Here is an 11,709-nt window from a genome sequence, read left to right as displayed (position 1 = left end):
GCTGATCGTTGCCGCGCTGACCGACGACCAGCTCGCCGAACTGGCCGAACTGGGCAAGGAGCTGGGCCTGGCGGTACTGGTGGAGGTGCACGACGAGGAAGAAATGGAGCGGGCGCTGAAAGTGCCCGGGGATCTGGTGGGCATCAACAACCGGGATCTGCACCGTTTCGTCACTGACCTGGACACCACGCTCAGGCTGGCGCCGATGGTGCCGAAGGATCGGCTGGTGATTTCCGAAAGCGGGATTCATACTCCCGAAGACATCGAGAAGCTGCAGGATGGCGGGATCGGGGCATTTCTCATCGGCGAGTCCCTGATGCGCCAGGCTGATCCCGGAGCGGCACTGGGACAGTTGATCACCTGAACAAGAAATCATGCACGCGCCGTCCGAGTCTGTGCCCACGCACCATCGACATGACATGCTGCAAGGGCTCCTCTGAAACCTTCACCCTGGAACCGGTATGAAATTTACTGCCCAGCAAGCCTTGCAACGCACCATCGAGCATCGGGAAATTTTTCATGACGAGATGGTCGAGCTGATGCGCCAGATCATGGCCGGCAAGGTCAGTCCCTTGATGACCGCGGCAATCATCACCGGGCTCAGGGTCAAGAAGGAAACCATTGACGAGATTACCGGCGCCGCGCGCGTGATGCGCGAATTGGCAGTCCCGGTCAACGTGCCGGACAGCACGGGTTTTGTGGATATTGTCGGCACCGGGGGTGATGGCGCCAGCACCTTCAACATATCCACCACGGCCATGTTCGTGGCCGCCGCGGCCGGGGCCAAGGTGGCCAAGCACGGCGGCCGCAGCGTGTCTTCAAAATCAGGCAGTGCCGACCTGCTCGAGGCGCTGGGAGCGCGCATCGACCTCACCCCGGCGCAGGTCAGTGACTGCATCACGCGCACCGGCATCGGCTTCATGTTCGCGCCCAACCACCACCCGGCCATGAAGATGGTGGCACCGGTGCGCAAGGAGATGGGCGTCAAGAGCCTGTTCAATATCCTCGGGCCGCTGACCAACCCGGCCGGGGCGCCCAACATCCTGATGGGCGTGTTTCACGAGGATCTGGTAGGTATCCAGGTGCGCGTGCTTGAGCGCCTGGGTGCGCAACGCGCGCTGGTTGTTTACGGCCAGGATGGCCTGGACGAAATTTCACTGGGCGCCAGCACCCGGGTCGGCGAACTGCGCGATGGCAAGGTGCGCGAATACGATATCGAGCCCGAAGATTTCGGTCTTGCCATGGCCTCCAGCCGCAATCTGCGGGTCAATGATGCCGATGAGTCACGCAGCACCCTCATGAAGATACTGCAAGGCGAGCCCGGCCCAGCCCACGACATCGTCACGCTCAACGCGGGCGCCGCTTTGTACGCGGCCGGCGTGGCCGGCTCCATCGAGGATGGTATTCAGCGTGCCGGTCAGGCGCTGGAAAGCGGCGCTGCGCTGGAGAAAATGCAGCAGTTCGTGGATGCCACCCAGAATCTGGCAGAGTCTGCCAGTTGAACTTTACGAAAATCAGGACAACAACCAGGTCACCCACGATTCTTTCGGCTCTTGATGGCTGGCTGGGCCTTGGGAGTTGCTGATTCTGAGGTGGCCGAGATTCGTCGTGTTGGGCGGCTCTCCGGCCGTTTAGGGCCGACTTTGCCCACGGGCTGGCGTCCGGCTCATTGCGGTCAGCCGGAAGTGCAGGTCAAGGGAGCGCCACCAGGGAACTGGCTGTTCCCGTAGCTTCTTGAGTGCGAGCTCTCCGGAAACGCCCTTCATCCATCGCTGGCCCAGTTCGGCCGCCTTCAGCATCAACGCTTCTGCCGAACCGATTGCCCGGGGTAGTAGCGGCTCTCGGTTCCCTGCACGCGGCGAATCCATTCTCCGGGGTGGTTGGCGACGATCCAGAGCCCCTCGGGCGGCGATTGGTCAGGCGTGGAAAACTTACTTCGCTTTTCGGGGTGCGCCTGGAGACCGGTCCAGCGCACGAGCTCGATGTAGCTGGCTTCTCGGTCAGGCGGAGAGCGTGTCGGCTTTTGGCGTCGGGCAAGACGCCCCCATTCGGAGACTGCTCCATCGAGCTGCAGGCGGTTTCCCGGAGGTCGTTGCTGCCAGGCATCGATTGCATCGATCGTCGTGAAAGTCCGCACCCACGGGGCCTGGCGGCGTCTTGTGACGAATGGGCGGTAATCAAGGAGGGGTGGGTGATACAGAAGGCCCGTGATTATCGCTTTAGTTAATATCAGCCGGATTATTGCTTTCCGGCCTAACGCTGGGAGCAAATGCAGTGAATAAACCATTTAACGTCGTTGTCGCGGCGATAACCTTGTGCTTGTTGATGGCTGTATCGTCAGCTCTGGCTGGCGAGATACTGATTATTGACGAGAACTTCGATACCCTTCCTTCAGGTTACCAACTGCAAACGTACGCCACCGTCAACGCCACGGCCGACTTCCAGATCGGTAGCCTGGGAGCCTCCAACGGGCTGATCTTTGATGGCACCTGGGATGTGCCCGCCAACGGCCAGGAGAGTTCAGCCGGACTACTGGCGCCGATTCTGACAACGCCTGCCGACTTTCAGCTTGACCCGGCCGATATTGGTGGCATATCCAGTGTCCACTGGAGCCTGGATGCCGAGGTTATCAGCAGCACCATGGTCCCACCTGATCAGGGCATTTTTGCACAGCTTTATATTTATCAGGAACAGGCCGATGGTAGTGTTCAGCCTTTTTCCGATGGCGATAGCTTCGTTGTCGTCGGGCAATCTGTTTCTCTTGACGTTACGGCTACTGAGTCGGACTTTAGTTTGCCGGGTGACAGGCCGGACTTCAGTGCGACCGGGCGGCCACTCTCTTTTGGCCTGGTGTTTGGCGGAAACTATCCGAAAACACCCCAGTCAGTTGCACTTTATATCGACGGACGCATAACAGGTGATAATTGGACAGTCGCTGTAACGAAGGGCGGGATTTTCAAAGACAGATTCGAAGCCCAAGTCCTGTTGCCTGTGTTGACAGCACCGGCAGGCAACAAAGACTGTTTCTGTCCAGCGCCGCCTCTACTTGACTGAGCAACAGAATGCCAATGGCAACCATGGACCGTTCTCGTGGGTGATTCCGGTAAGGGCCGGTCCGACTCCTCGGGCCCTACGCTTCGCAGCAGCCTGGGCAAACACGATTCGGGTCAGCGGCCGGGGCCAACCACCGAAGACAGCGAGGAGATCGAACGCCTGAAGCGGGAGAACTTTGAGCTCAAGCGGGCCAATGAGATTCTGCGCAAGGCGTCAGCTTTTTGCGCCCAGGCGGAGCACGATCGCGAGCCAGGGTGGTAGTCGCGGCGCTTACCGCCGTACCGCGCCGCCCGCGCCGGCGGTGGTCTGCCCAGCTGACCGGGTCCACCGACAGTTCAGCGCCGATTGCCCGAACCAGCTGTGGGTGGCCGACTTTACCTATGTGCCAACCTGGGTCGGCTTCGTCTACACGGCGTTCGTCATCGACGCCTTTGCAAAACCCATCGTCGGCTGGCGCACGGCCCGTTCAATGACCACCGAACTGGTGCTCGATGCGTTCGAGCAGGCGCTGCATGCCCGAGGCGATTGTGATGGTCTGATCCATCACAGTGATCGGGCGTGCAGTATGTGTCGATCCGCTATACCCAGCGCCTGAATGATGCCGGCATCGACGGGTCGGTGGGATCGACTGGTAACTCCTGCGACAACGCCCTGGCCGAGCTCATCATCGGATTCAAGGCGTTGATCCTGAGATGCTCCTCCAAGGGCCTTCCGTAGGCATGCCGTTACTTCCCCGAGAGATAGTTCATAGTCTGGCGTCGTGATTGGTCGTAGGGAATTTCCTACAAATCGTGGCTGCGTGCATTCCCGGTGTCCAGATTCCGCTACAGGCCGCAACCGGGGCTAAACGTCGCATTCGCGTGGCTCTAGATAGTTCTGGAGTTCGAAAGGTAGGGTGTTTATACTTCCTTTTTACAACTGATCCACCCGTCTCACATCGCCCCAACGGGCAGGAGTAATCTGAACATGGCTGGGAAATTCGAGATCTACGAAGATAAAAGCGGCGAGTTTCGATTTCGTCTGAAGGCGAGTAACGGCGAAAACCTGCTCGCCAGTGAGGGCTACAAGGCAAAAAAGAGCGCGCTCAACGGTGTACGGTCGGTTCAGCAAAACTGCAACGACGACGCCTGTTTCGACAGGAAGACCACGTCGTCTGGCAAGTATCGCTTCAACCTCAAAGCCAAAAACCACCAGATTATCGGTACCAGTCAGAACTATGATTCGGAGGGCGGCCGGGATAACGGGATTGCCGCAATCAGCCGCGCGGCGAACGACGCCCAGATTGTCGACTTGACAAAAAGCTGAGCAATGGTTGATTGCCCCGGCCTTCGGCTGGTCGAAAATACTCAAACTACCGGGGTTCGCGAATGTCTCTGGTCAATAGATTGATGGAACAATTTGGCATTACTGAAAAACAGGCTGGCGGCGGGGCCGGCGCCCTGTTCAGCATGGCCAAGGAACAGCTGGCTAGCGGTGACTTCGCGCAGCTGGCCAGCGCTGTGCCGGAAATCCCGGGGCTTATTGATAGCGCGCCCGAAGCCGGCGGCGCGGGCGGCATGATGGGAAAGCTCGGCGGTATGCTGGGCGGCAAGGCCGAAAGTATGGGCCAGCTTGCCGCGGTGGCGAGCAGCTTTTCGAAACTTGGTCTGAGCAATGAAATGATCAGCAGGTTTGTGCCCTTGGTGCTTTCTTATGTACAGGAACAGGGTGGCGAACGCGTGCGCGGCATTTTGGAGAAAGTGTTGTCACCGGCCGCCTGATGCACGTTATTCGACCGGCGCCAAGCGCTTCAGTTGCAGCCTTGGGCTGGGGAATGGCCAGAGCACGAGCTTGACCCGGCTTTCTGTTGAGGTTTGAACGCTACCAGTAGTACATGCCGGGCGGCGGCTCGGGCGGTGCGACGACTAGCAACCACCAGGTCAGGGCCGCGACGAGCGCAATCAGAATCAGCGCCAGTACGGTGCGGGAATGGGGGATGGCGGCTGTTTCCGGGATTCGGTCGGCCGGCTTGCGTCCGGTGATCATGGCGCGAACGAGGCGCTGACCCTTGAACACACGATAGAACAGTACGGCCACCAAGTGCAGGCCGAGCAACACGCCCACGGGCCAGGCCAGTCGGTGGTGAATAGTGCTGGCGAAGCCGGCCGTGTCTTTGCTCACGGCCACGTACCAGGGCCCCTCATAGAGGATGTCGTCGCTGATGAACAGGCCCGACCCGGCCTGCAAAGCCAGTACCGCCAGAATGAGGTATGTGGCGAGGGCGCCCAGGGGGCTGTGGCCGGGGCTTTCCGGTGCATCACGCTGGAGCATCGTCTTCATGTAGGCAGCCAGCTTTTTCGGGCGAGGCAGGAAGCTGCTAAAGCGGGCGTGACGCGGTCCCACCAGGCCCCAGATGAACCGGAATATCAACAGGCCGACCGCGGTCTGGCCAAACCAAAAGTGCCATTGCCGCCAGTCGACGCCACCCCACTGACCAGTAATCCAGGCACCGGCCACGGCAATCGCGAACACCCAATGCCACAACCTGAGCGGCCAGTCCCAGACCAGCTGCTCCGGTTGCTTCTCCATCACACCGCCTGCCACAGCTAGCGAGCGTTGCAGCCAAAGCGGTAACGCTTGATCCCCTGGGCCACGATCAGTTGTCTACCCGGAAGTCATCGTGGCAGCTGCCGCAGCTGCTGCCAAGCGCGCCGATGGCCTCGCGTATCTGGCCTTCGTCACCGCTTTCAGTTGCCGCCACGAGGCGTTCGCTAGCCTGGATCGCGTCCTCGATCTTGCCGGAAAAGGCGTCTGGCTTCTCCCAGATGACATCCAGCGCCTCGGTGGTGACGTCGTTGGAACGGGTATCGGCGGCAAAGGCATCGGGGAGCATCTGCAACAGCGCGAGCAGTCGTCCCGCGTTGATCTCGACTCGCTGAGCATCGAACTCAATGCGACCGCGAGCCATCGCCCCGAGCGGCGCCATGTTCCAACCCATCAGGTGAAGCACCGACTGCCGCGTCTCAGCGGCACGCTGGGCTTGATCCTGGTTCAGCTGTGCGCTGACTGTGCCCGCGAAGGCCATGATCACGCACGCTACGACTATTTTTCCTCGAATCATCGACTGCTCTCCTTGAGGTTGCAATGCAAACGTACAGCATAACTCCACTGCCTGCAGGTGGCGAGCCGGATGCACGCCGTGTCGCGATGAAAAGATTGCCCGCTAGCTACAGAAAGCTACACAGAGGTCGAGCGCAACGCGCTTAGGAGATCTCGGGTAAAGTTGTGCTCACTGAAACCCTGCATGCCCGCCAGATCGTAACCGCGACGCACCACAATGAGGTTCTCGCTTGGAATAATTACAAGGAATTGTCCTCGGTTACCGCGAGCCGCAATCGTGTCGTTGGGAAGCTCCGGAAAGCGCTCATTGTATAGCCACCATTGCGCCCCGTAACCTGGAAAGCCTTCAGGCGGCTGAGCAGGTGCAGGAGTGCTGATATATTCCAACCAGTGCGTTGGCAAGATTTGCTTTCCTTCCCACCTTCCTTCTTGCAGGTGCAGCACACCCAGGCGAGCCAGATCGCGCGATGTCGTCCACACTTGTGACGACAAGATAAAGTCATTCTTCCAGTCGGTTTCCAGAAACGTGTGCTGCATTCCAATTTTGTCCAGCAACGCCTTGTAAGGGAACGTCACGTAGGCTTCCTCACTGGGCATGGTTTCACGCAGCACACGAAGCGCGAGCATGGTGTCATTGTTCGCATATTTCCAGCGCGATCCCGGCTCAACCTCAAGGGCCGTTCCGGTGGCTGTGTCACTGACCAGGCCGCCACCCATATAGACGCGATCGGTGCGATTGCCTGCCTGATTGCTGTCGAGGCCTGACGCCATATGCAACAGGTTGTCCAGCGTAATATGCTGACGCGGATCCAGTGGATGTGACCAATTCTGCAAGCCGGCGTTTTGGTCAGCAGTCAAGATTCCTTGTTGAATCGCTGCGCCAATAACACTCGCGCCAATACCTTTTGCTACGGACCACGTTCTTTGAGCTGTCTCAGGGGTAAAGGTTTCTTTGTAACGCTCGGCTATTATCTTGTCGGGCGTCGCAATCAGAACGGCGGACGTTCGTGCGCCCTCACCATAATGCTTGCTAAAAGCTCGCTCGATTACTGCGTCCAGCTTTTCGTTTCCGGTGGGCTCATTGATACCGTTGCGACTGTTCCACGGCTCTCCCGAGTCGGGTTGTTCCGAAGCATCCGGGGGAAACGGCTTATAAACCTTGTCGGTGTCTTTCGCAGTGGCACCAACGGGCAAGTCAACACAGCCGAGTCGTGGCCGCCAGACTGAATAACGCGCCCGCTTGCTGTCGTCATAAGCGACACTGACCCATTTTTCGTCACTATTAACCTTGGCCTTCAGGCGGCCAACTCTATCGGCAATTAGTGGGTAGATGCCCGTGAGCTCATCTTCCTGGATTTGCGCTTCTGACTTTCCGCTATTGAAGGTTGCGCTGCACGTGAAGTTCGCTTTGTAGCCGGCGGCGTATGCGTTCAGCGTTGTTTCTGTTTCTTCTGCACTGGTGCTCGCAGCAAAACAGGCGGCAGCTAAAATAGTGAAATAGCGCTTCATGATTGACCTCAATACGGCTCCTTGTTTCATTTGCGCTATAACAGCACACAACAGCACGCTATAACAATCGTGAAACTCCAGTGAGCCGGGTCAGCGTTCTCGATGCGATTAAAGTGCCGTCCCCGGTGTGTCAAGTTGGAGCGGTTGTGGCGCTATATCGTTTGCAGATCTTACCCGGCCTCAGAAGCTTGAAGCAATGTGGTCCAGGCTTATTATTCCAGTGATTGCCGTGTTGATCGGGACTTGGCGCCTGATCGTCTCGAGCAGCCTGTGAGTCAGTGCAACCCAGGATGTAGAGCTCAGCTGAATAAGTCACCAAACAGATGGTGCGCTAACATGCCTCTACATTCCAACGCAAGCGGGACCAATGGGCAAGTCACACCGAACAACCGGCCAATCCAGGCCCGTGCTTCTGGCGCTCAGCCTGATTTTTCTGCTGCCAATCGCCCTCGCTTCCGTACCCGGGGACGCACAGGCACCAGCCTTGCCGCTGGCCAATGTTTATCACCCCGGCGTGGACCTTCAGGCCTACTGGGTCAGCGAGAAACTGGACGGAGTCCGGGCGTATTGGGACGGCGAGAAGCTCTGGTCCCGCGGCGGGAATGTGTACGCCGCCCCGGACTGGTTTACCGAAGATTTTCCAGACCAGCCGCTCGACGGCGAGCTATGGAGCGGCCGGCAGCGCTTTGCCGAATTGTCGGGCGTGGTGCGCAAGCATCAACCGATCGACAGCGAGTGGCGTCAGGTCCGTTTCCATGTGTTTGATCAGCCGGGCCGGGGCATGCCGTTTGAACAGCGTTACCGGCAGCTCGAGGAACTGGTAGAGACGTCGGGCGCCCGCTATCTGGTCCTGGTTGAGCAGCGCCCGATTGCAAGCCACTCGGCGCTGATGGCGCAGCTTGCTGAAGTCGTCGCCAACGGTGCGGAAGGGCTGATGCTCAAGCGCAAGGCGAGTCTCTATCAGGCCGGCCGCTCTGATGATCTGCTCAAGGTCAAGACCCATCAGGATGCAGAAGCCACCGTAGTCCGCCATTTACCCGGAAAAGGAAAGTACCGGGGCCTGATGGGATCCCTGGAGGTCGAACTGGAGGATGGCCGCCGGTTTCGTATCGGCACCGGTTTCACGGATGCCGACCGACGCCATCCGCCAGCCATTGGCAGCCTGATCACGTTCCGCTACCGGGGTTACACGGCAAGCGGCCTGCCGCGCTTCGCCAGCTTTCTCCGGGTACGCGATGACGAGCCGCAAACCGATCATTGATCCGGCAAGCTCGTCGAGAAGCTGCAGGCCGTCCGGTAGTCGACCAAAAACCAGGACACCCACGAAATTTCTCGCCGAATGGCCAATTTCTCAGGCTGTAACGCTTGGGAATCTCCTGGGAGCAAGGCCAGTGGGGCGCTGAATCGCCCCTAGGACGCTGGATTTCGGGTCTTGGGCCGAATCACCCCATGAGGAGCGCCGGGCGCCGTCGGCTCCGGGCTAAGTCTTGGTCATGAACGCGCTACCAGGGTATAGGCTGTTCTCGAAGCTTCTTGAGCGCGAACTCGCCGGAAACGCCCTTCATCCATCGCTGGCCCAGGTCGGCGGCCTTGAGCATCAGTGCCTCGGCCGAGCCAATCGCCCGATAGTAGCGACTCTCGGTGCCTTGCACGCGCCGCATCCATTCACGTGGATGGTTGGCGACGCTCCATAGGCCCTCGGGCGGCGCTTCGGCGGCAGAAAGCTTACCGCGCTTGTCAGGATGGGCCTGTAGCCCGGTCCAGCGGACGAGGTCGATGTAGCTGGATTCCGTGAGGTCGGCCAGGGCGTCGACGTCCAGCCCCGCGACCGGCTTGAGCGCCTGCCCATGAGAACGACGACCAAGAGCCTTGTCGATTGCAGACCGAGCCGATTCGGTCCGACGCCGGACTGACGTGTGCTCGGATTCACGCAGCGTCTCGCACATCCCGGCGCGGACGGGATTCAGGTCGACGTAGGCCATGCAGGACAATACCGCCTGCTCGTCCAGCAGCGCCTGACACTTGAACCGGCCTTCCCAGAATCGTCCCGTACAGCCGTCCTCTCGGTTGGCCATCCGGGCGATCGGCTCGTTGAGCGCCCGCATGAACCAGCTGATCGAGCCCAAGCGCCGGCGAATCACATCCAGGCGCTCGCCATTGCCGAGCAAGGCGAGTGTGGCGCGCTCCACGCAGGCCGGGTCGTCGCGATCACTGATGGAGCCGGGAAAAATCGCCAGCCATCGCTCGGCGACCTCTCGATCCGTCCATGCCCTTGCCGCTTGCGGGTCACTACGGAGAACGATGTGGAAGTGATTGCTCATCACTGCGTAGGCATAAACGGAAATCGCAAACGAATCCGCGAGCTTAAAGATCCGGCCCTCGATCCACTGACGTCGGTGCTCGAAGCTCTTGCCGGATTGTGCGGCCACCCCGCACAGGAAGGCGCGCCGTACGCATCGACTCACACAATGGAAGAAGCCGGGCTCCTCGTCGCTGATCAATTGACTGCGTGGATAGGCCATGGCTTGATCCTGCCACCCGCTCGGGCATGGGGAAATTCTCAGAATGCCGCGCCGGGATGTAGGAAAAGCCCTACGGATCGTGGGTGTCCTGGATTCTGCGGTCCACTCCCCCAACTTAGGACCAGGCATAACCAGAGATTTCGACATGACCGCGGTCGGTTAGAAATTCGATTGCAGAGGTGTCTCCCAGGGATTCGTGGGGCCGGATTCTGTTGTTGGCCTGGGCAGGGGCGGGGCGGTTGCCCTTCCAGTTATAATCGGAACTGGCGCTGGGTGCCGTTGGAGGTCTGGCAGTGGGCCGCTTGTGCTTTCCTTCGGGTCGCCGGCCGGTGCATCGTTTTCGCGAGGTTTGGCGCAATGGCTGACGTGAGCGTTCTGGGCGCGGGAGTGGCCGGACTCTGGGCTGCGCGCGCCCTTCTGGATCGCGGGATTCGACCGCGCCTGATTGACCGTGCCGGGCCCCCGGGGCCGCATGGTTGCTCATGGTGGGCGGGTGGCATGTTGGCGCCGCAATGCGAGGGTGCGGTGGCTGAACCGATTGTTGTGCACCATGGTGCGACAGCGGCACATGCATGGGGTGCGTTCACTGAAGTGCAGCAGACCGGCACGCTTGTGCTTGCGCTCGAGCGCGACCACGCCGAGCTTGACCGCTTTGCTGCCCGCACCCGCGGCCACCGGCAGGTGACGGCGGCGGAGATTGCTGAACTGGAGCCCGAACTGGCGCCGCGGCATCGGCGCGGGCTGTTCTTCGAGTCCGAGGCCTGTCTGCATCCGCGCCGCGCGCTGGCTGATCTCGTGGCGGCGCTGGCGGCCGAAGGTGTGCCGGTGCAGCGCGCAGAGGCCACGCCGGGTGAGCTGAGCGGTCGGGTGCTCGATTGCCGTGGTTTTGCAGCGCAGGGCGACCTGCCGGATTTGCGCGCCGTGCGCGGTGAGCTGGTGCTGCTGCGTGCGCCCGAGATCAAACTTTCACGCCCGGTGCGCCTGTTGCATCCGCGCCATCCGCTGTACGTCGTGCCGCGCGGTGGCGGGCTGTACATGCTCGGGGCAACCCAGATCGAAAGCGCGGCGCGCGGGCCTGTCACCGCCCGCTCGGCGCTGGAGCTGTTGTCGGCGGCCTATGCGCTCGACCCGCGCTTTGGCGAGGCCGAGATCGTCGAGTTCGGTGCCGCCCTGCGCCCCGCCTTTGCCGACAATGTGCCGCGCATTGTCCCGCGCGGCCGGGTGCTGCACCTCAACGGGCTTTATCGCCACGGCTATTTGCTGGCACCGGCCCTGGCGCATCAGGCCGCGGATTTCATTTCAGATTCAGCAACGGGAGATCTTTTTCATGATGATTGAAGTCAACGGCGCCACGCAGGAAATTGCGGCCGAGGACTTGGAAGGGGCGCTGGAAGAGCTCGGCTGGGGGAAGGCGAAAGTCGCAACCGCGCTCAACGGGCGCTTTGTGCCCGTGGAGGAGCGCGCGACTACATCCTTGTCAGCGGGCGACCGGCTGGAAGTGCTGGCCGCGATGCAGGGGGGCTGA

At 60.5% G+C, this 11,709-nt stretch carries 13 protein-coding genes and 1 pseudogene; 9 read left to right on the top strand and 5 right to left on the bottom strand.

Annotation, left to right across the window (positions count from 1 at the left end):
• Both ACEWQ0_RS06155 and trpD read left to right on the top strand, forming a co-directional pair.
• Positions 1-364, top strand: a 364-nt coding sequence (locus ACEWQ0_RS06155) for an indole-3-glycerol phosphate synthase TrpC (RefSeq protein ID WP_476484838.1), incomplete at its 5' end; no start/stop codon positions are given.
• 97 nt (positions 365-461) lie between these two features.
• Entirely contained in the window at positions 462-1,502 is a 1,041-nt protein-coding gene (gene trpD / locus ACEWQ0_RS06150) for an anthranilate phosphoribosyltransferase (protein WP_476484837.1), read from the top strand.
• Positions 1,503-1,798: 296 nt separating this feature from the next.
• Here the strand turns inward: trpD and ACEWQ0_RS06145 are convergent, their stop codons facing one another.
• A complete protein-coding gene (locus ACEWQ0_RS06145) occupies positions 1,799-2,137 on the bottom strand; it encodes a hypothetical protein (RefSeq protein WP_476484836.1) in 339 nt (112 codons plus the stop codon).
• 137 nt (positions 2,138-2,274) lie between these two features.
• Between ACEWQ0_RS06145 and ACEWQ0_RS06140 the strand changes: the two genes are divergently transcribed.
• From ACEWQ0_RS06140 to ACEWQ0_RS06125, 4 genes and pseudogenes are all read left to right on the top strand, one after another.
• Positions 2,275-3,054 carry a hypothetical protein gene (locus ACEWQ0_RS06140; protein WP_476484835.1) on the top strand — a complete coding sequence of 260 codons (780 nt, stop codon included), beginning with the start codon at positions 2,275-2,277 and terminating at the stop codon, positions 3,052-3,054.
• A 250-nt stretch (positions 3,055-3,304) separates the two neighbouring features.
• Positions 3,305-3,744 (top strand): annotated as a pseudogene (locus ACEWQ0_RS06135) (DDE-type integrase/transposase/recombinase); the annotation flags it as partial.
• Between the two features lie 276 nt (positions 3,745-4,020).
• Positions 4,021-4,359, top strand: a complete 339-nt coding sequence (locus ACEWQ0_RS06130) for a YegP family protein (RefSeq protein WP_476484834.1) — start codon at positions 4,021-4,023, stop codon at positions 4,357-4,359.
• A 62-nt stretch (positions 4,360-4,421) separates the two neighbouring features.
• Complete coding sequence (locus ACEWQ0_RS06125; RefSeq protein WP_476484833.1) at positions 4,422-4,814, top strand: DUF2780 domain-containing protein; 393 nt, start codon at positions 4,422-4,424, stop codon at positions 4,812-4,814.
• 100 nt (positions 4,815-4,914) lie between these two features.
• Here ACEWQ0_RS06125 and ACEWQ0_RS06120 read toward each other — a convergent pair whose 3' ends face one another.
• The 3 genes from ACEWQ0_RS06120 to ACEWQ0_RS06110 form a co-directional block, all read right to left on the bottom strand.
• The gene (locus ACEWQ0_RS06120) at positions 4,915-5,622 is read right to left on the bottom strand and encodes a cytochrome b/b6 domain-containing protein (protein ID WP_476484832.1); all 708 of its coding nucleotides are present in this window, start codon (positions 5,620-5,622) and stop codon (positions 4,915-4,917) included.
• Between the two features lie 67 nt (positions 5,623-5,689).
• Positions 5,690-6,154, bottom strand: coding sequence for a c-type cytochrome (locus tag ACEWQ0_RS06115; RefSeq protein WP_476484831.1), 465 nt, complete (start codon positions 6,152-6,154; stop codon positions 5,690-5,692).
• A 116-nt stretch (positions 6,155-6,270) separates the two neighbouring features.
• On the bottom strand, positions 6,271-7,662 hold the full coding sequence (locus tag ACEWQ0_RS06110; protein ID WP_476484830.1) for a serine hydrolase domain-containing protein: 1,392 nt from the start codon (positions 7,660-7,662) through the stop codon (positions 6,271-6,273).
• 406 nt (positions 7,663-8,068) lie between these two features.
• Here ACEWQ0_RS06110 and ACEWQ0_RS06105 point away from each other — a divergent pair, with 406 nt between their 5' ends.
• On the top strand, positions 8,069-8,923 hold the full coding sequence (locus ACEWQ0_RS06105) for a DNA ligase (RefSeq protein ID WP_476484829.1): 855 nt from the start codon (positions 8,069-8,071) through the stop codon (positions 8,921-8,923).
• A 241-nt stretch (positions 8,924-9,164) separates the two neighbouring features.
• Here the strand turns inward: ACEWQ0_RS06105 and ACEWQ0_RS06100 are convergent, their stop codons facing one another.
• Positions 9,165-10,163 (bottom strand): transposase, encoded by a 999-nt coding sequence (locus tag ACEWQ0_RS06100; protein ID WP_476484828.1) that lies wholly within the window; start codon positions 10,161-10,163, stop codon positions 9,165-9,167.
• On the opposite strand from ACEWQ0_RS06100, the gene ACEWQ0_RS06095 reads away from it, so the two are divergent.
• Both ACEWQ0_RS06095 and thiS read left to right on the top strand, forming a co-directional pair.
• Positions 10,131-11,522 carry an FAD-dependent oxidoreductase gene (locus ACEWQ0_RS06095; protein WP_476484827.1) on the top strand — a complete coding sequence of 464 codons (1,392 nt, stop codon included), beginning with the start codon at positions 10,131-10,133 and terminating at the stop codon, positions 11,520-11,522. The genes ACEWQ0_RS06100 and ACEWQ0_RS06095 overlap by 33 nt on opposite strands.
• The gene (gene thiS / locus ACEWQ0_RS06090) at positions 11,512-11,709 is read left to right on the top strand and encodes a sulfur carrier protein ThiS (protein WP_476481216.1); all 198 of its coding nucleotides are present in this window, start codon (positions 11,512-11,514) and stop codon (positions 11,707-11,709) included. The genes ACEWQ0_RS06095 and thiS overlap by 11 nt, the downstream gene beginning before the upstream one ends.

The sequence above is a fragment of the Wenzhouxiangella sp. YN9 genome, assembly GCF_056324165.1.
The sequence above is the reverse complement of the archived record's forward strand: the minus strand, read 5'-3'. Positions and strand labels throughout refer to the sequence as shown.

Bases quoted from the DNA above. Each gene is read 5' to 3' on its own strand.
- trpD (WP_476484837.1), top strand. From the start codon at position 462: ATGAAATTTACTGCCCAGCAAGCCTTGCAACGCACCATCGAGCATCGG.
- ACEWQ0_RS06130 (WP_476484834.1), top strand. From the start codon at position 4,021: ATGGCTGGGAAATTCGAGATCTACGAAGATAAAAGCGGCGAGTTTCGA.
- ACEWQ0_RS06125 (WP_476484833.1), top strand. From the start codon at position 4,422: ATGTCTCTGGTCAATAGATTGATGGAACAATTTGGCATTACTGAAAAA.
- ACEWQ0_RS06120 (WP_476484832.1), bottom strand. From the start codon at position 5,622: ATGGAGAAGCAACCGGAGCAGCTGGTCTGGGACTGGCCGCTCAGGTTG.
- ACEWQ0_RS06115 (WP_476484831.1), bottom strand. From the start codon at position 6,154: ATGATTCGAGGAAAAATAGTCGTAGCGTGCGTGATCATGGCCTTCGCG.
- ACEWQ0_RS06110 (WP_476484830.1), bottom strand. From the start codon at position 7,662: ATGAAGCGCTATTTCACTATTTTAGCTGCCGCCTGTTTTGCTGCGAGC.
- ACEWQ0_RS06095 (WP_476484827.1), top strand. From the start codon at position 10,131: ATGGAAGAAGCCGGGCTCCTCGTCGCTGATCAATTGACTGCGTGGATA.
- thiS (WP_476481216.1), top strand. From the start codon at position 11,512: ATGATGATTGAAGTCAACGGCGCCACGCAGGAAATTGCGGCCGAGGAC.